This window comes from Achromobacter sp. ACM04, from assembly GCF_014851465.1.
Taxonomy (GTDB): Bacteria; Pseudomonadota; Gammaproteobacteria; order Burkholderiales; family Burkholderiaceae_B; genus Achromobacter; species Achromobacter aegrifaciens.
Map to the genome: position 1 here is coordinate 308,355 of NZ_JACUZS010000006.1, position 18,546 is coordinate 326,900.

General features: G+C 64.3%; 17 protein-coding genes. 3 read left to right on the forward strand and 14 right to left on the reverse strand.

All coding sequences use genetic code 11. From position 1 onward, the window contains the following. Positions 1-23: 23 nt before the first annotated feature. A complete protein-coding gene (locus IB259_RS29875) occupies positions 24-689 on the reverse strand; it encodes a TetR/AcrR family transcriptional regulator (protein WP_119450031.1) in 666 nt (221 codons plus the stop codon). A 387-nt stretch (positions 690-1,076) separates the two neighbouring features. Between IB259_RS29875 and IB259_RS29880 the strand changes: the two genes are divergently transcribed. The 3 genes from IB259_RS29880 to IB259_RS29890 all read left to right on the forward strand — a co-directional run bounded on the left by IB259_RS29880 (position 1,077) and on the right by IB259_RS29890 (position 5,024). Continuing rightward, positions 1,077-2,681 (forward strand): hypothetical protein, encoded by a 1,605-nt coding sequence (locus IB259_RS29880; RefSeq protein ID WP_192330951.1) that lies wholly within the window; start codon positions 1,077-1,079, stop codon positions 2,679-2,681. Positions 2,682-3,245: 564 nt separating this feature from the next. Beyond that, positions 3,246-3,998 carry a response regulator transcription factor gene (locus tag IB259_RS29885; RefSeq protein ID WP_054453091.1) on the forward strand — a complete coding sequence of 251 codons (753 nt, stop codon included), beginning with the start codon at positions 3,246-3,248 and terminating at the stop codon, positions 3,996-3,998. Between the two features lie 360 nt (positions 3,999-4,358). Beyond that, positions 4,359-5,024: a response regulator transcription factor gene (locus tag IB259_RS29890; protein ID WP_054453089.1), complete on the forward strand. Its 666-nt coding sequence runs from the start codon at positions 4,359-4,361 to the stop codon at positions 5,022-5,024. A 151-nt stretch (positions 5,025-5,175) separates the two neighbouring features. Here IB259_RS29890 and IB259_RS29895 read toward each other — a convergent pair whose 3' ends face one another. The 13 genes from IB259_RS29895 to IB259_RS29955 are packed head-to-tail and all read right to left on the reverse strand — an operon-like array spanning position 5,176 to position 18,432. Beyond that, positions 5,176-6,432, reverse strand: a complete 1,257-nt coding sequence (locus IB259_RS29895) for a glycosyltransferase WbuB (protein WP_054453686.1) — start codon at positions 6,430-6,432, stop codon at positions 5,176-5,178. Further along, positions 6,429-6,989 (reverse strand): putative colanic acid biosynthesis acetyltransferase, encoded by a 561-nt coding sequence (locus IB259_RS29900; RefSeq protein WP_054453087.1) that lies wholly within the window; start codon positions 6,987-6,989, stop codon positions 6,429-6,431. The genes IB259_RS29895 and IB259_RS29900 overlap by 4 nt, the downstream gene beginning before the upstream one ends. Beyond that, a complete protein-coding gene (locus tag IB259_RS29905; protein WP_054453084.1) occupies positions 6,986-7,873 on the reverse strand; it encodes a glycosyltransferase family 2 protein in 888 nt (295 codons plus the stop codon). Before IB259_RS29905 ends, IB259_RS29900 begins: the two co-directional genes overlap by 4 nt. Positions 7,874-7,886: 13 nt before the next feature. Next, entirely contained in the window at positions 7,887-9,017 is a 1,131-nt protein-coding gene (locus tag IB259_RS29910; protein WP_054453081.1) for a glycosyltransferase, read from the reverse strand. Further along, the gene (locus tag IB259_RS29915) at positions 9,010-10,305 is read right to left on the reverse strand and encodes an O-antigen ligase family protein (RefSeq protein WP_175163882.1); all 1,296 of its coding nucleotides are present in this window, start codon (positions 10,303-10,305) and stop codon (positions 9,010-9,012) included. Before IB259_RS29915 ends, IB259_RS29910 begins: the two co-directional genes overlap by 8 nt. Positions 10,306-10,332: 27 nt before the next feature. Beyond that, positions 10,333-11,235, reverse strand: a complete 903-nt coding sequence (locus IB259_RS29920; RefSeq protein WP_054453076.1) for a glycosyltransferase family 2 protein — start codon at positions 11,233-11,235, stop codon at positions 10,333-10,335. Between the two features lie 20 nt (positions 11,236-11,255). Next, positions 11,256-12,572, reverse strand: coding sequence for an oligosaccharide flippase family protein (locus IB259_RS29925; protein WP_192330953.1), 1,317 nt, complete (start codon positions 12,570-12,572; stop codon positions 11,256-11,258). A 38-nt stretch (positions 12,573-12,610) separates the two neighbouring features. Continuing rightward, the gene (locus tag IB259_RS29930) at positions 12,611-13,564 is read right to left on the reverse strand and encodes a GDP-L-fucose synthase (protein ID WP_054453071.1); all 954 of its coding nucleotides are present in this window, start codon (positions 13,562-13,564) and stop codon (positions 12,611-12,613) included. 6 nt (positions 13,565-13,570) lie between these two features. After that, positions 13,571-14,680: a GDP-mannose 4,6-dehydratase gene (gene gmd, locus IB259_RS29935; RefSeq protein ID WP_054453069.1), complete on the reverse strand. Its 1,110-nt coding sequence runs from the start codon at positions 14,678-14,680 to the stop codon at positions 13,571-13,573. A 10-nt stretch (positions 14,681-14,690) separates the two neighbouring features. Further along, a complete protein-coding gene (locus tag IB259_RS29940; protein WP_054453684.1) occupies positions 14,691-15,053 on the reverse strand; it encodes a VanZ family protein in 363 nt (120 codons plus the stop codon). Between the two features lie 34 nt (positions 15,054-15,087). Continuing rightward, the gene (locus IB259_RS29945) at positions 15,088-16,518 is read right to left on the reverse strand and encodes a mannose-1-phosphate guanylyltransferase/mannose-6-phosphate isomerase (protein ID WP_054453067.1); all 1,431 of its coding nucleotides are present in this window, start codon (positions 16,516-16,518) and stop codon (positions 15,088-15,090) included. A 5-nt stretch (positions 16,519-16,523) separates the two neighbouring features. Continuing rightward, positions 16,524-16,976, reverse strand: a complete 453-nt coding sequence (locus IB259_RS29950; RefSeq protein ID WP_054453683.1) for a GDP-mannose mannosyl hydrolase — start codon at positions 16,974-16,976, stop codon at positions 16,524-16,526. Between the two features lie 46 nt (positions 16,977-17,022). Then, the gene (locus tag IB259_RS29955; protein WP_054453065.1) at positions 17,023-18,432 is read right to left on the reverse strand and encodes an undecaprenyl-phosphate glucose phosphotransferase; all 1,410 of its coding nucleotides are present in this window, start codon (positions 18,430-18,432) and stop codon (positions 17,023-17,025) included. Positions 18,433-18,546: the final 114 nt, after the last annotated feature.

Sequence of the window (18,546 nt, forward strand, 5' to 3'; positions counted from 1 at the left end):
TTCCGTCTGCGGGCGCTTGGCGTTCAGGGCACGTGCGGCAGGGGCGAGCGCAGGCCGCCGAGCAGAAAGCTCATCAGGCGCGGCAGCAGCAGGTTGGGGTTATCCGGTTGTTCGGCGTCGTCGATGGTCCAGCCCGTGACCGAGCGCAACAGGTCGGTGCCGATGATGGCGTACGAGGTGGCGCCCAGCATGAACTGGAAGCGCCACATGATTTCCGCGCGGGGCACGTCGGGCAGGGCTGCGAACAGCGCGTTGCGGTAGCGCTCCAGCACATCCGCGTACTCCTCCGCGAACAGCGCGCGGATGAAGTCGGAGGGATCCGTCATGGTGCGTTCGAGCAGCGGCAGGAAGGTGCTGCCGGCCTGCGCGGGATCGGCCGCCAGGCGCAGCAGCGTGCCGAAAAAGGCGTCCACGATCTGCGACGGCTTCAGGGGCCTGCCTTCGGCTTGCGCCTCCAGCTCATCCAAAAGTCGCAAGCGCTCGCGGTTCAGCACTTCAAGGCGACGTTTGAGCACCGCCTGCACGAGTGACTCCTTGGAGCCGAAGTGATAGTTCACCGACGCCAGATTGACGCCGGCGGCCGCGGTGATCTGGCGCATCGAGGTGCCATCGTGTCCTTGTTGGGCAAACAAGGCCTCGGCGGTGTCCAGGATGGATTCACGGGTGAGGGACGGTCTGATTTCTTGCATAAGGTTGAATTCAAACGTTCGTTTAAAAACAATTATGCGTGAGAGATGGCTGAGACGCGAGCCTCGGCTATCCCCAATAGGGTTTACCACTAGCGGGCCGCAAGTCCCGCGTTCAGGACCGGCCGGATTCTCGCCAATCTCCACCAGAGGGATGACGAAACTCATGCGGAGGGAGTAACGATTTCCTAGTGTTTGCGCATGACCTTGAGCCTTTCGTCCTCGGACTGCCGACCTAGGATGAATGTGGTCTGGAAGGGAGGCGCAAAACCCCGCAGTATCAGCGCGAGGAGTTGAATCTGTCGCGCCCCTGAATACGCAATGACAGGCCCTAGTCCGTTCGCCGTAACGGACGGAAGGCCGACAAGCCCTGGCACAGGAGCAGGAGAAATGAAAACCTACAGAGTGGGACTGCTGGTCGACGGGTACGAGCAACCCGGCTGGATGCATGAGATGGTGGATTGGCTCACGCATAGCCAGGATTTTGAAGTCGCTGCTTTGCTGGTGATGAGTGAGGAGGGCGGCGAGAAAGCGCCCCGGTTGGGTGCGCGCGCGTTGTTTGGCGCCTTGTCGCGCCTGGAAGCGCGGCTGCTGCCGGCAAAGCAGCGGCAGGCGCTTGCGTGCCGCGACATGCGGGAAAGCGTGTCATCGGATACGGCTGCCGTCCTGTCGTTGACGCCTGGCATGCCCGCGGCCGAGGTGCAAAGCCAGGTTGCGGCGCTGGGCCTGGACCTGGTCATCACGCTGGGCGCATCGCCGGCCACCCGCGAACAAATGGCGGGCTGGGCGCGGCTGGGCGTATGGCAGCTGAGTTATTCGGATATTGCGGTGGCGACCAGCCGCTATGCCGGCTTCTGGGAGGTCTATCAGCGTGAAGATCACACCACGGTGAAGCTCTGGCGCGTGGGGCCGCGGGAGGACCAGGACGAATTGCTGGACCAGCGCAGTTTCAACACCGAAGTGTTCTGGTTGAAGAATCAGGCGCGCGCGTTCAGCCTGGGCAATTTCATGGTGTACGACGCGCTGCAGGCGCTGGCCCGCGTCAAGCAAGGCGTTGCGCCGCCGGGCATGCAGATCATGAGCGGCTTGCGGCGCGAGGATCCGGTGGAGTGGGATAGCGCCGCATATATTGCGCGTCAGGCCTGGTTAATGTCGGATTTGATTGTGCGGCGCGTCATGAAACGCAATGTGCGCTGGCGGATAGGCATGTTTCCTTCTGCCCGGCAGCAGGCGGTGGTATCCGAGGCCATGGTATTGCAGCCGCCCAAGGGCAGATTCTTCGCGGATCCGTTTGTATATACCCAGGATAAAAAGCCGTATATATTTTTCGAGGATTACGATTTTACCTCGCGCAAGGGCACGATCTCGGTTGCGACCTACTCCGACGGGGCTTTCCGCCTGCTGGGCACGGCCCTGAACCTGCCCTACCATCTGTCATTCCCATATATATTCGAGCACGAAGGCGTCACCTACATGGTGCCGGAGACCTGCGGCAATCGCAGTATAGAGCTCTGGAAATGCACCGATTTTCCGCTCAAATGGGAGCTTGATGTAAATTTGATGACTAATATATCCGCCGTCGACACCATTATTTTCAAACACGGCGAATATTGGTGGTTATTAACTAATATCGATCGGACCGACGGCCAAAGCCATTGCGACGAATTATTCGCTTTCTTTTCGGATTCGCCGCGCTCGACCGAGTGGACGCCGCATGCCTGCAACCCCATCGTGCGCAACCCGATGCGGGCCCGCAACGCCGGAATCGTTGTGTCGCCTGGCGGAGAGGTGATCCGCTGCGCCCAGTACCAGGGCTTCTGCCACTACGGCAAGGGCGTGTCGTTGAACCGGATAGAGGAACTAACGCCGTCCAGCTATGTGGAAACGGACGGCGAAATCCACTACGCGAGCTTCCTGAGAAAACGTCATGCTTCGATGCACCATTGGCACCATCAGGGCGGGCATACGGTATTTGACTTCGCCTATATGGAGTAAATCGTGCCGGAAACGCAAAAATAAAAATGTTACCTATATTTCGATTACGAGAAAGACGCACGGGCTTGATGTGTCCGCGGAAACATATAGACAGTTATTGTCCTGATTCCGGAACTTCCAGGCCGCGCCCGGCGGATGCCGCGGCGCGGCTTTTTTACGCCTGTAACAGCGGCCTGCCTTAGCCTGCGACCCGCGCCCGACCTGCATCTTCCATAGGGAAAGCGCAAGCTCCTCATGGGGAATTCCTGGTGAAAACCCTAGCGCCGGAATGGATGAGATGCGCGTCTCGTCCAGATTTACGATGATGATTAAGGCTAACGAATGATTTCTGTTTTTGTCGGATTATATCGAGCCGAAACGTCTTGATTTTGACAATTTCGAACCATAAGATGGGTCCATGCCATCCGTTATGTTGGCTACCAAAGTCTCCCAGCCCAAATGCTCCGGTTCAGCTTCATTAGATATTCCGGAATATTGCGGACTCGCATCGCAGGGTTGGAAAAAAAATAGTCTTCAGCACAGCGAAGATCCCTTCTAGGCCCGTCGAAAAACCGGGAGGACACCATGGCCAAGATGGTCCTGATTGAAGCCCATCCGCTCCTGCGGTTGGGGTTGTGGCAGATTCTGAGCAAGTTGGATGATGTGTGGGAAATCGAGGGGATGGGTTTGGCTGACATCTCCAAGGCGGACGGCGTGCACGCGGGCGCCGACCTGTTGATCTATGGATTGCCGGTGGATACCGACGAAGCGTGGAGCGCGCTGCATGAAATCCAGCGCGTGCTCACGCCCAAGCGGATCCTGCTGCTGACGGACGTCATGCCCCTGCCCATGCCGGTACAAGGGTTGCCCGGGGCAAGCGTCTACGGTTGCCTCATGAAGACGGCATCGGTGGAAATCCTTGAAGCGGCCATCCGCCTGGTCATGGCGGGAGGGCAGTGCTTCCCCAGCGAACAGGCATTGCAGGCTCCCGCGCAAACGGTCTGCGCCTTGCCGGCCAGGGATGCCGACGATGCCGCTGCCAGCAAGGGTTCCATGCCCGTCAGCGCCGGCGCGCAGCTGCTGCAGATCACGCCGCGGCAATACGAAGTGCTGGTGTTGCTGGCGCGCGGCTATCCGATCAAGACGGTCAGCAGGATGTTGAACATTTCGGTGGCCACGGCCAAAACGCATGCGTGCACGCTTTACCAGCGCTTGCATGTGAAGAACAAGGGCGAAGCCGTATACGCGGCGCTGCAGCGTGGCGCGACCTTGGAATGGCATGAACCGAACGGCAGGGATGTGGATGCCGGGCAGCTTTATGGGCGCAAGCTCGGGTAGCCGGGATTGGTTTGCGCGGCCTGCCCGGCAGCCTGGAACAAAGGCGTTCCGTTGCTGCCGGGAGCGCGCATAGCCATCATGGCTAATTCATACACAGCAGTATCCGCGGTCGCAGTGCTGCTGCATTCCTCCACCAATCATCCTCCTGAACGAGATTCAGCGAACGTAGCCGCTGATAGCATGGGTTGTGTCCGCAAGACTGGATCGAGAAGGCGAACAACTCCGCCTCGCCATCGCGATTCCGTGCCGCGGACGAGATTCCCGTGAGGTCGGTGACGCCAGCAGCCTGCCGTTGCAGCAATGATGCGCCAGCGTCATGGGAACCGTGTATGGGCCATGCGTCACAAGGTTCCCCCCGGGATGACAACCGTACTGATCGAAGACTACGCTCTGCTCCGTGTCGCGATCCAGCATGTGCTGGAGCGTGCGCGGAACACCGACGACATTCTGGCCATCTCGCCAGCCCAATTGCTCACCATGTCCAGTTCGATCAACCGCCCAGTGGAGTTGCTGGTGATGGGTTGCAGCGGTCTGGCCGAGCAGGACGTCGGACTCCTGTCCCAATCGATGGCGTTCTTCATGCCGCGGCTGGTGCTGGTGCTTTATTCGGTGCTGGACCCGGGCGTCATGGCGGCGTGTGCGCGGGCAGGCGTCGCAGGCTACATGCCCAAGGCCTCCAGCCCCGATGCGCTGGCGGCGGCGGTCAGCCTCGTCATGGCGGGCGGCGAATGCTATCCGCAGCCCGCGGCCCGACCTCAGGGCGCCTCGCATCCGCCAACCCAGGAGCTGAGGGAGCTGACCCAACGGCAGGAAGAGATCCTGCAATTGCTGGTGCAGGGCAAGACCATGCGGGAGATCGGCCAGCAGGTCGGCATCTCGGTGGCCACCGTGAAGAGCCACGCGCGCACGCTGTACTGGAAGCTGAACGCGCGTAACCAGGCCGAGGCAGCCTACATCGCGGTGCAGATGGGACTGGTCAGAAGCGGCAACGGCGCAGCGCCCGCCAAGCACGACCCAGACGCGTAGGATGGGTCAAGCGCGAGAGACTTGATGCAAGAGCATCGGTCTCGAGTGCGCGTAACCCGTCGCCAACCGCCAAGAGAAAATTGAACTCGTCGCAACGTTGACGGCCTGCGCGCAGCAGATGCGGCAGGCTTGTGCGGCGCCGTACGGACGTTCAAACGCCCGCGCCGCGGGCCGCATGTTTGCCCTTGGCCGCTATCAGCGCTTCGAATTCCTGTTCCGCGGCAGCCAGTACGCTGTCCACATGCAGATGCGTCTGCGCATACTGGCGCGCCGCGGCGCCCAGGGTTTCGCGGATCTGCGCGTTGTAGCTGAGCTTGCGCACCGCCTCGGCCATGGCCGCTCCGTCTTCCGGCGGCGTCAGCAGGCCGCAGCGCGCGACCACGCCGGCCAGCTCGGTGCCGGGCGAGGCGCCGCACACCACGGGCCGGCCGCTGGCCAGCATGCCAGTCAGCTTGGACGGCATCACCAGGTCGGCGGCGCCGGCGCGTTGGGGCAGCAGATGGATGTCGGCGGTATTGAGCAATTCGCCCAGGCGTTCGGCAGGCTGCAGGTCCAGGAAGACGACACGGGCCAGGCCCTCGCATTGCTGCTGCAGCGGCGCGCGTTCAGGACCCTGGCCGCAGAAGACGAACCACAGGCGCGTCTCGCGGCTGAGCCTGCGGGCCACGTCGGCCAGGGTCTGCAGGCCCTGCTTGCCGCCCATGTTGCCTGAATAAAGCGCAACGATCGCGTCGTGCGGAATGCCCAGTTCGGCGCGGTAGTTGCCGCCGCCGGCGCGCGGCGCAATCGCATCGACATCGATCCAGTTGGGCAGCAGCACCGCGCGGCCCGGGTCCACGCCCTTGGCCCGCGCCAGGTCCAGCATGCGGCTGGATATGGTCGACACGCGGTCGAAGCGGCGCATCAGCCAGCGTTCGGCCCTGAGCACCATGGCGCGCAGGCCGGCGCCCTTGAGCAGCCCCAGCTCGAACGCGGCGTCCACTTCATAGTCCTGGATGTGCAGCCAGGCGCGGGCGCCGCAAAGCCGCGCCGCCAGCCAGGCGGCGGGCGCGCAGAAGAGCGCGGGCTCCACCACCAGGATGATGTCCGGCCGCCCGGCGGCCGCGCGCAACAGCGAGGGCAGGCTGGACAGGGCGAAGCTGGCCAGGTGGATCAGGCGCTTGAGGCCGCCCGGCCGTCCGGGAACCCAGAGCGGCGCGCGGCGTACGGTGACGCCGCGCAGGGTTTCCTTGCGGTAACGGCTGGCGCGATAGCCTTCGTGCACCTGCCACTGCGGATAGTAGGGCGGGGCCGTCACCACGCTGACTTCGTGGCCGCGCGCGGCCAGCCATTCGGCCAGTTCGGCGCTGTATTTGCCGATGCCGGTGAGTTCGGGCGCGTAGTTGATGCCGTAGATGAGGATCTTCATGCCGGGCCAGCCTGGCGCGGGCGGATCGGACGGCATGGGTTGCCGTGGCACACCATGGCGGGCGGCATGTTGCGGAACACCGAGCTGCGTGCGCCGATCACGGCTTCACGCCCGACGGTCACGCCGGGGCCGATGAACACGTCGGTCGCCACCCACGCGCCGTCCTCGATGCGCACGGCGCGTTCGCGCAAGGGAAAGTCGGGTTGCGCCGCATCGTGGTCTGCTGCGCAGAGGTAGCTGCGCTGCGACACCACGGCGTGGGCGCCGATGTGGATGGGACCCAGGCTGTAGATGACCGCGTCGTCCCCAATCCAGGCGTAGTCGCCGATTTCGACCTTCCATGGATAAGTCACGGTGGCTGTGGGCCGGATCAGCACCTTGCGGCCGACCCGTGCGCCAAAGCACCGCAGCAGCCAGCGGCGAAAGCCATAGGCAACTTGCGGCGACCAGCGGAACAGCGTCGCCTGCACCGTCCACCAGAGCTGCACCGTCAGGGCGGAGCGGCCGCGCTGGCCAGGCGCCAGCGCAAAACGGTCGAGCTGTTGCAGGGCGCTCATTTGGCGGCTCCCGCCACGGCGTCGTCACGCGCCGCGGCGGCGCTGGCCTGCCGCGCCTTCTGGATCTCTTCGGTCTTGATGCGGATCTGCCAGTAGTACATGGCGCGCGCCACCGCGTAGTCGTAGCCCGCCTTGCCGTCCAGGAAGCCGAGGCGGAACACGTAGGAATGCAGGAACGAGATGGGCGCCTTGAACGGCATGGCCTGGAAGATGCGCTTGAGCAGGGCGCGCGCGCCCACGTTGGCCTCGCGCGGATCGTTCATCAGGCCCTTGGTGCGCAGGTTCGCTTCCCAATCGGAATAGCGGTTGTGCTTGTCGAAGTAGTGGAACAGCGAATCATGGTCGTTGTGCACCATGCGCTGGCGCAGGGCGAAGGTTTCGCCTTCGACCTGCGGCTGGTAATGGCCTTCGACCTCCCACATATGCGCCACGTCGAGATCGTCGTAGTCCAGGAAGCGCGAGCGGTCGCGCGCCAACAGGGCCAGCTTGTACACGCGGTGGCCGTGTTCCAGCTTCTTGCCGCAGAAGACGTAATCGAACGGCACGAAGGCGCCGCCCGCGCCCGCCGCGAAGCGCGGCAGGGCTTCGCGTATTTCCGCGGCCAGGCCGGGCGTCATCTCTTCGTCCGCGTCCACGTACAGCACCACGGGGTGCGAAAACGGCAGCTGTTCCAGGCACCACTGCTTCTTCTTGGGATACTTGCCGTTCCACTGGAAGTTCGAGACCTTGGCGCCCAGCGCCGTCGCCATCGCGCAGGTCGCGTCGGTGCTGTTGGAGTCCACCACGAATACTTCGTCGAATTCGACCAGCGCCTTCAGGCACTTGTTGATGTTGCGTTCCTCGTTCTTCGTCATGACGACGACCGATACCGGTATCTTCTGCATGATGCTGTCCTGTTCAGGGCGTGCCGCGCTGCATCAGCGGGCGGAAGAGGGCGATGACGTTGCGGCAGTGCCGTTCCAGGGAAAAGGCGTCGGCGCGTTCCGGGCCTTGCTCGGCAAACCGTTCACGCATCTCCGCGTCATAGGCCAGGCGGCGCACCGCCTCGGCCAGGGCCGCGGCGTCGCCCACCGGAACCAGCAGGCCGTAGCGGCCGGAATCCAGGATTTCAGCCGGGCCATGGGGACAGTCGGTGGAAATGACCGGCACGCCCAGGCACAGCGCTTCCACCAGCACATTGCCGAAGCTCTCGCGCAGGGAGGTCAGGGCGAATGCGCCGGCGCCCGCAATCACCGGGAACGGGTTGTCGATATGGCCCGCCAGGGTGACCGGGCTGCGCGAGCCGCGCTCATCGATGCGTTTTTGCAGGGCGGCATGCTCGGATCCTTCGCCCAGGATGGTGAAGCGGATGCCGGGGTCATCCAGCAATGCGGCCGCGTCGATCAGCGTCGCGTAATCCTTCACTGCTTCGAGCCGGCCCACGGCCACCACATGGTAGGGGGCGGGCTGCGCGGGGTCGTCGCCGCCGCGGCCGCCCTGCGCGCGCACATTTTCCAGCGGCACGCCGTTGTAGATGGTGTGGACCTTGCCGCGCAGCGGCGGAAACATGCTGACCAGGTCTTCCTTGACGCCGCGCGACACGCCCACCACCGCATCGTGGCGCCGGTAGGTCTGGCTGACCAGCCAGCATTTCAGGCGCCGCATGCGCGAGGCTCCGTAGTGGATGGCCGGGCTGCTGTGTTCGAAGGCGACGGTGGCGAACTTGCCGCGCAGCAGCTTCTTGGCCGCCACGACTAGCATGTTGCACAAGAGGCCGTGCGAGCAGACGATGGCGGGCTTGTCGCGCCGGATCTGCATGAGCAGCTTGAAAAAGGCCACGGGCAGCATCAGCCGCAGCGCGGTCGGGGATTCGTTGACAGGGAGCGCCCGGGTCACCTTCGGATTGGATACGGGATACTCGCGGATGCGCGAACGCAGCAGGAACAAGGCGGAATCCACCCCTTGTTCCGGCAAGGCATCCACGATGAAGGCGACACATCTTCCTACGCCGCCGTGCAGGTCTGGCGCGACAAACAAGACATCAGGCATGTGGGATCACTCTAGTTGGCGTCCGGCGCGCAACGTCCGGGCGGTGGCTGGGGGCGGATGTCGTTCTTTGTTCTGGCACGGGCATGATCTGGGCATTGCGCATGAGCGACAGGCAATAGCACAGCAGGAACCCGGTGAAGGCGGTCTTGGGCGCATAGGCCAGGCCGCCGGAAAGCGAGTCGATGAAGATATAGATAGGCGCGGTGGCAAGCAGGTATCGCCGGTGCAGCTCCAGGCCCGGATGCGCATATCGTCGCAACAGCGTGAGCAGCAGAATGAGCACGGGCGGAAGCATGATCATGATGGTGCCGACCACCCCGAATTTCATCAGGTAGAAGGCCCAGGAGTTGTGGGCGAAGGTGCTCAGCTCGAAGCCGTTCTCGCCCATGACCCAGCTGCGAAAGCCCGCGCCCTTGCCGAACACCGGACTCTCCGCGAAGAAGTCCATTTGCCCCTGCATTTCCTGGACGCGCGCGCCGTAGCTGGAGTCCTCGTCCAGGCGCTCGACGCTGAAGATGCGATTGGTGAGCACGTCCAGGTAGCCGATCGCGGCGAAGACCAGCACCCCGGCGACTGCCGCCGGCGCAAAGACCAGCACGGCGCGGCGCCGGATCTCGGGACCCGCGCCCAACAGCACGGCGATGAAGACCGAGATCGCCAGCTGCAGGTATTGGCTGCGGTTCAGCGAGAACACCAGGGCCAGCAGCATATAGACCGTCAGCGCGTAAGCCTTGGGTCCGGAAACGTTGAGCGTGCGCCGGAAGTACAGCAGAGACACCACGCCGAACGGAATGGCCCATACGCCCAGCCGCACGTTGCGCAGCGGATTCGCCACGCTGAAGCCTTGCAGCTGTTCGGCCAACATCAGCGTGGCCACGGCCAGGCAGGCCGCCACGATGTACTTCTGCAGCACCGCGTAGGCGGCCGGGCTGTCGATGTCCTTGTAGCAAAGAAAGGGCGTGCACAGAAAATAGAACACGATGCGCAGGTCCCGCGCGACATCGCCGGACTCGATGCCGGGATGATGCAGCGACACCAGAAGCAGATAGATCACCGACACGCACTGGATTCCCAGCAGCATGCCCAGCATGCCGCGGGGCAGCGCATAGGCCGCGGGATCCGCGAGCCGCAGCATCTTGACCACCAGCATGGCGACGAACAGGAAATCGAAGGGCGACAGCTTGAAGCTGCCGACGCCCAGGACGAAGTGATCGTCGTTCAGGGCCAGCGCCGTGAAGGCGAACATGCCCAGCAGATGCAGGGTCGATAAGCGGCGGTGCGTGGTCATTGTGGCTCTTCCCGGTATGGACAGGCGCTAGTGCGAAGCCCAGTCGTCTCGTCCGAAAATCCTGGTGGTCAGCTTTTCGAACAGATAGGACAGGTCGCCCTGCCGCGCGTGGGCGGCCACCTTGGACGCCCGGCACGACAGTTCGAACAGCTTTCCCAGGCCCGGCTCCGTGCGGCGGATGCGCGAGACGATCTGCTCGCGCTCTTCGAGCAGCACGTCCTGCATCAGCGCCGTCTTGGTTTCGTCATGGGCGGTGTACACGCCCATTGCGTCCGGGACGATCAGGTTCTTGCCTTCGCGCAGCAGCCGGCTCCACAGCTCCAGGTCCATGCAGTAGCGCATGCTCTCCTGCAGGAGCCCGTACTTCTGCAGCAGGTCGCGGCGGAAGATCGCGGACTGGTTCGGGATGGACGCCTTCACCACCGTCAGCGTGCCGCGGTTGACCGGCGTGTAATGGATCTTGCGGAAGATCTTGTTGTCGGCGTCCGCCACGAACAGGTTGCCGCTGACGATGGGCGCGCGTCCCTTGGAGGCGGCCGCGCCCAGCTTGCGCAAGGCGCCGGGGAAGTACAGGTCGTCGGAGTTTTGCCAGCCCACATAGTCGCCGGTGGCGCGTTCGAAGCCCTTGTTGATGGCATGCGACTGGCCGCGGTCGGGCGTGCTCTCCCAGTACGTCAGGTAGCGCTCATACTTGCGGATGATGTCCACGCTGCCGTCGGTGGAGCCGCCGTCGATGATGATGTACTCCAGCCGCGGATAGCCCTGGTTCAGCACGGACAGGATGGTGCGCTCCAGGAAGCGGGCCTGGTTGAACGAGGGGGTAACGATGGTCACTTTCGGCAACAGGCTGCCGGCAATCGGCGCCGGCGGCCGCAACTCGCGGACGAAGTCGATGAGCTGACGTGAATACTCGTTATGACGCTTGCGCATGTAGGACCTCAGCATATGAGTTAACGGGTGGCCGCAGGCAAGGCGCCCGGAAAGTCTGGGCGGGATTGACGGATGGCGAGGGCCACGCCGGCCAGCGTGATCGCCGCGTAGGCCATGCGGCCCCATGCCGCGGCGTGTTCCCCCGCCGCGTGTACCAGTCCCGCCATGACGCACAGCATCGCCAGGCCGCCCAGGCCGTTCAGGATGGCGACGGCGCGCGAATTGCCCAGGCCCAGCAGGGAAAAGTGCGCTGCGGCGTTCAAGGACAGCAGCCCGGAGGCCACGATCAGCAACTGGAAGGTGCCCAGATGGCCGCTGGCGACGTTGTCCCCCAGCAGCAGGTTCAGAAGCGGATGACTGACCGCCAGCACCGCCAGCGTGGCGCTGGCCGACAGCGCCAGGTTCCACAGCATCATGCGGCGGATCTCGCGTTCGACGGCGCCCGGATAGGGCGGCGAAACCGACAGGCGGGTGACGCGCGGCATGGCCTTCTGGAAGATCGCGACCGACGCGGTATGGATGATCTGGCCGACCTGCACGCCGACCGTGTAGATGGCCAGCGCCGCCGGACCCATGAGACTGCCGACCAGCACCCTGTCCACCGAACCGAAGGCCAGGGCGCTCAGGCTGTTCAGCCAGGACCAGCGGGAGAAGCGGAAGGCGTCCATCATGGCGGCGCGGTCGCGCACCGGGCGCACCAGGACGCGTCCATAGGTGCGCGCGAATACGCGCATCTTCACGCTGCCCGCGATCAGGAGTCCCAGCGCCTGCGCCAGGCCGGTCCAGGTGGGGGAGGCCGTCAGCCAGGCCGTGGCGCAAGCCAGCCCCATCGTGCCGGTGCGGCTGAAGACCTCGCACAGCGCCGTGGCGCGGAAGTCTTCACGCCCTTTCAGGCATCCGGAAAACAGTTGGTCATATTGCTGCGTCAGGTAGATGGCCAGCGCGGGCATGGCAAGCATCGTCACCGCCACGCCGCCGAAGGTGGCCGCCGGCCAGCCCAGGCCCACCACTCCCCACAGCAGCACTGCGGCCAGGGTCACGACCCCCAGCGCGCAGCCGATCAGCGACATGCTTACGCCGGCTGCGCGATAGGCGCCGCCCGGTTCGTGCATGCGCTCGGAAACCAGCTTGGTCGCCGTCACCGCCGCGCCCAGGTTGGCGGCATTGCCGAAGCCGGCCAGGGCGATGATCATCGAGTACTGGCCGAAGCCCACCGTTCCCAGCTGCCGGAACAGGATGGGCAAGGCCACCAGCGCCGCGACGGGGCCGATGCCATACTCCACCAACCCCCAGAAGGAGGCATTGCCGGCGATGTGTTTCCTCAGGAATCCGAACATGGCTGGGGCCTGTGGGCATAGGGGTTCTGGCGAGGCCGTCAGGCCACGGGCAGCGCATGCTGGGTGCGTTCACGCAGGAAGTGCCCGTAGGCCAGCGTGATGCCATGCGTCAGTGAGATCTCCGGTTTCCAGCCCAGCGCCTGCATGCGGGCCGAGTCCATCAGCTTGCGCGGCGTGCCGTCGGGCTTGCTGCTGTCGTAGACGATGTTGCCCTCGTAGCCGACCACGCGGGCCACCAGCCTGGCCAGGTCGGCGATCGAGATGTCCTGCCCGGCGCCGATGTTGTAGATGCCTTCCGCCTGCGGATGCTCCATCAGCATGACGCAGGCCTGGGCCAGGTCGTCCACGTACAGGAACTCCCGCAGCGGCGCGCCGGTGCCCCAGATGCTCACGCTTTCCTGGCCAGATTCCCGCCCTTCGTGGAATTTGCGGATCAGCGCGGGCAGCACGTGGCTGCTTTGCAGGTCGTAGTTGTCATGCTGGCCATACAGATTGGTCGGCATGGCGCAGATGAAGCGCGCGCCGAATTCGCGCTGATAGGCCTCGCACAGCTTCAGGCCCGCGATCTTGGCGATGGCGTAGGGCTCGTTGGTCGCCTCCAGCGGCCCCGTCAGCAAGGCGTCCTCGCGGATCGGCTGAGGAGCTTCGCGCGGATAGATGCATGACGAACCCAGAAACAGCAGCTTGCGCACGCCGGCCGCATACGCGGCGCGGATCACGTTGCACTGGATCATCAGGTTCTTGTACAGGAACTCCACCGGATGCGTCTGGTTGGCGAGGATCCCGCCCACCTTGGCCGCGGCCAGGTACACCACGTCGACCGGCGTGGTCGAGAAGAAGCGGTTGACCTGATTCTGGTTTTCCAGATCCAGCTCTTCCCGGCCGCGGGTCAGCACGTTGCGGTACCCGCGGCGTTGCAGCTCGCGGGTGATCGCGGCGCCCACCATGCCGCGGTGGCCGGCGACGAAGACGCGTTGCTCCAGGTTCGTCATGTCGTGCTACTCCTTGTAGGCGTAGATTTCGTAGCCGTTCTGCTCGACCAGCGCATCGCGCCGGGCGTCGCGCAGATCGCTCTCGACCATTTCCTTGACCAGTTGCGCGAAGGAGGTGCGGGGCGACCATCCCAGCTTTTCGCGCGCCTTGGTCGGATCGCCCAGCAGGGTCTCCACTTCCGTCGGGCGGAAGTAGCGCGGATCCACCCGGACGATGACCTGGCCGGGCTTGACGTCATGGACCGGCGAGAACAGCACGGTGGCGGTCTCTTCCAGTCCTTCGCCTTCCCAGGCCAGCAGGATGCCCAGCTCGCGCGCGGCGGTATTGATGAATTCGCGCACGCTGTATTGCATGCCGGTCGCGATGACGTAGTCCTCGGGCGTGTCCTGCTGCAGCATCAGCCATTGCATTTCGACGTAGTCGCGGGCATGGCCCCAGTCGCGCAGGGCGGACAGGTTGCCCAGGTACAGGCATTCCTGCAGGCCGAGCACGATGCGGGCCAGGCCGCGGGTGATCTTGCGCGTGACGAAGGTCTCGCCGCGCTTGGGCGATTCGTGGTTGAACAGGATGCCGTTGCAGGCATACATGCCATAGGCTTCGCGGTAATTCACGCTGATCCAGTAGGCGTACAGCTTGGCCGCCGCATACGGGCTGCGCGGATAGAACGGCGTGGTTTCCTTTTGCGGCGTCTCTTGCACCAGGCCATACAGCTCGGAGGTGGAGGCCTGGTAGAAGCGGGCCTTGTTCTCCAGCTTCAGGATGCGGATGGCTTCCAGGAGACGCAGGGTGCCCAGGCCGTCGGCGTTGGCCGTGTATTCGGGTTCCTCGAACGAGACGCCGACATGGCTTTGGGCGGCCAGGTTGTAGATCTCGTCGGGCTGCACCGACTGCACGATGCGGATCAGGCTGCAAGAGTCGGTCATATCGCCGTGATGCAGCACGAAATTGCGGGGCTGGTCGTGCGGATCCTGGTACAGATGGTCGATCCGGGCGGTATTGAACAGCGAAGCACGCCGCTTGATGCCGTGGACCTCATAGCCCTTGGCCAGCAGAAACTCCGCCAGATAGGCCCCGTCTTGGCCAGTAACGCCGGTAATCAGTGCCCGTTTTGGCATGGTTGTATCCTTAAGACTTAGTGACTGCACGAAAGGAGCCGAAGGCTGCGGTACCAATGTGCAATGAGATTACTGTTGCACCAGCCGCTGAGATATCGGCCAAAAGGTCTAATAATTCAGCCTGTCGATAGGGAAAAAGGGACTGGATTGCTTCATCCAGCGCACCCAGCATGGCAATCGCCACCAAGGCCGTCAGCGCCGGGCGCCGGTTGACCGAGAAATAGATCAACGTGGTCAGGAAGGCGTAAGCCGCAAGATGCAGACGCTTGTCCCCAAAGGCGTCCGACATCTCGGCGGCCAGGCCCGGCAGGTTGCCTATCGTTACCAGTACGGCGAAGAACAGCCCGGCAAGCGGCAGGCAGATCCGGGCCATGCCCGGTCTGAAGAAGGGCGGGGGCACCTCTTTTTCAAACCCGGCCATACATGTCCTGGAATCTGACGATGTCGTCTTCACCCAGGTAGGCGCCCGATTGCACCTCGATGATTTCCAGCGGGATCTTTCCCGGGTTCTCCAGGCTGTGGATCTCGCCCAGCGGGATGTAGGTCGACTGGTTCTCGGTCAGCAGGTATTGCTTGTCGCCGTTGTAGATGCGCGCCGTGCCGGAAACCACGATCCAATGCTCGGCCCGGTGATGGTGCATCTGCGAGGACAGGCGCGCGCCGGGCTTCACCGTGATCCGCTTGACCTGGTAGCGCGGCCCCTGGCCGACCGAGTCGTAGGATCCCCAGGGCCGCTGCACTTCGCGGTGATGGTTCAGTTCCGAGCGGTGCTGCGTCTTGAAGATCTCGACCAGCCGCTTGACGTCCTGCGAGCGCGACTTGTGCGCCACCAGCACGGCGTCGGCGGTTTCGATCACGACGATGTCGTCCAGGCCCACCGAGGCCACCAGCCGGCTGGTGGAGTGGATCAGGCAGTTGCGCGAATCCTCCACCATGACGTCGCCGGTGGTGGAGTTGCCTTCCACCGTCTTCTGGGCGATACCCCAGACCGCGTCCCAGGCGCCCACATCGCTCCACGAGGCGGCCAGCGGGATGACCACGGCGCTGTCGGTGCGCTCCATGATGGCGTAGTCCATGGAATCGCTGGGGCAGGCCTCGAAGGACGGGCCGTCCAGGTGGAAAAGCGAATTCTCGCCATGTCCGATGGCCACCGCCGCCTGCACCTGTTCCAGCATCTTGGGCGCCAGGCGCGCCATTTCCGACAGGAATACCGAGGCCTGGAAGGCGAACATGCCGCTGTTCCAGTAATAGCCGCCATCGTCGATGAAGCGCTGCGCCACCTCGGGCGAGGGCTTTTCAACGAAGCGGCGCACGCGGCGGGCGGGGGCCATGACGCCGGGCTCGTCCGCCTGGATGTAGCCGTAGCCGCTGAGCGGCGCGGTGGGCGTGATGCCGAAGGTCACCAGGGCGCCTTGCAAGGCGGCCTTGTAGGCTTCGGCGAAGGCGGCGCGCAGTACCTCGCCGTCTTCCAGCACGTGGTCCGACGGCATGATCAGCATGACCGGGTCCTCGCCGTCGCGCATGGCGCGCAGGGTGGCCGCGGCGATTGCCGGCGCCGTGTTGCGCGCGAAAGGCTCCAGGATCACTTCCACGTCCTTGATGCCCAGCTCCAGCGCCTGCTCCGCCGCGATATAGCGGTGCGCGTCGTTGCAGACCAGGGTGGGCCGGGCCTGCGCATCCGCCGAACCCAGCCGCAGCAGGGTGTTCTGCAGCAGGCTGCGGTCATCGGTCAAACGGATGAACTGCTTGGGCAGCAGCTCGCGCGACAGCGGCCACAGGCGCGAGCCTGAACCGCCGCAGAGTATGACTGCCCGGTACGGGGGAGGGGGATTGGTCATGGCGCTCACTCCTTGAAGTAGGCCTGGGTGTAGGGGTGCACGCCGGGATCGGCGGCGAGGGCCTTCGCGGGCAGCCAGCGGTAGCTGCGGTGCTGGGCCTGGGGCAGGCTGGAAATGTCCAAAGAAAGCTCGGCCTCATAGGCGAGGACGACGTAGTGGGTGGAGCGTCCGGCTTCACCCGCAAAATTGGTGCCATAGAAGTGTTCGTACACGCCGCGCGGGGTCCAGGCCAGCTCGCTGACCGGGATGCCCAGTTCGTCGCGGGCGATGCGGCGCAGCGCGGCGTGCAGGGTCTCGTTCTTGCGGATCCGTCCGCCCGGCACGAACCAGGCGCCCTGGGCCGGGGGATTGGCCCGCAGGCCGGTCAGGTAGCGGCCCGCGGCATCGCGCAGCAGCAGGTCGATGGAAACCAGCGGCAACATCTCTACCGCCTGGCGGAACTCCGCCTGCGCCAGCAAGCCGTCGCGGGCCGCGGCCTTGCGTTGCTCGGGCCATCCCAAGGGTTTAGTAGACATTGCGGCCCGTCCATCCCGACAACGCCGTGCGGGCGATGATCTGCAGGTCCATCCTGAACGTCCAGTGCTGGATGTAGTAGATGTCGTACTCGACCCGGTCGCTCATCTTGCGCAGCGTGTCCGTCTGCCCGCGCAGGCCGTTGACCTGCGCCCAGCCCGTGATGCCCGGCTTGACGCGGTGGCGCATCATGTAGCGCTGCACCAGGTCCTTGTACATTTCGTTGTGTTCCAGCGCGTGCGGACGCGGACCCACCACCGACATGTCGCCCATCAGCACATTCAGGAACTGCGGCAGTTCGTCCAGGCTGGTACGCCTGAGGAAGCCGCCGATGCGCGTGACGCGGGCATCGTTGCGCGTGGCCTGGGTGACCACGCCATGCTCCTGATGCACTGTCATGGTGCGGAACTTGTAGACATGGAAGACCTTGCCGTCCACGCCCAGCCGAGGCTGGGTGAAGAACACCGGGCCGCGCGAAGTCGCCTTCACCAGGATCGCCACCGTCAGCATCACGGGCGACAGCCCGATCAGCGCGCAGAAGGCGAAGCCGCGGTCGAAGAGTTCCTTGGCCCAGCCTCGCACGCCGGCGGCCGGCAGGCTGTTGAGCTGTATGGCCGGCAGACCCAGGAATTCGCCGATGCGGTGCCCCAGCAGCTGGATCGACATGACATCGGGAATCCAGCGGATATCCACCAGGTCGTTGCGCAGGTGATAGAGGACTTCGCGCAGTTCCTGGCCCGCTTCCATCGGCAGCACGATCCAGATCTCGCGGACGTTGTGCTCATGCACGAAGCCATGCAGCTCGTCCAGGTCATGCAGGCGGCGGACTTGCGGCGGCAGGTTCTCATGGGGCTCGGCATAGATGCCCGCCACTTCGTAGCCCGCGCCGCGGTATTGCTCGACGCGGCGCCACAGGTCATGGCCCAGCGCGCCAAAGCCCACCAGCAGTACGCGCTTGCGGTCCAGCCCGCGGTCGCGCGCCGCGCCCAGGATCGCGTAGACCGCAATGCGTAAGCCGGCCAGCGTCAGCGCCGACATGCCGAACCACGTAGCCGCCCATATGCGCGATATCGCCGCGGTCTGGTGCATGAGAAAACTGATGCAGATGCCCAGCGCGAACACCAGCGCCCAGGCCGCCAGGCTGCGCACGACCAGGTCGGTCAGCAGGCGGCCGCGCCAGGATACATAGAGGCGGAAGGCCGGGAATATGGCGACCACGCCCAGGCCGCACAGATACACAAGGAACAGATGGATCTGCGGAGGATCGGCCAAGGCATCGTCCGAGAATTTCAAGCCGGTGGCAGTCAGGCCGCAGGCGATCACGATCGCGGCATCGAGCAAGCGATAGAGATAGCTTGCTCCGCTGAATCTAGACGACGTGTCCGTTTGGGACGGGTCCATCGCGCACTCCTGTTCGTGGGGAGCCGCCGTGCGAAAGGCAAAGACAGTGCACCGCCGCAAAGCTTGTGGCTACCGACAAAATCTTATTGAGTGCGCAAGGCACCCGAAACCTCC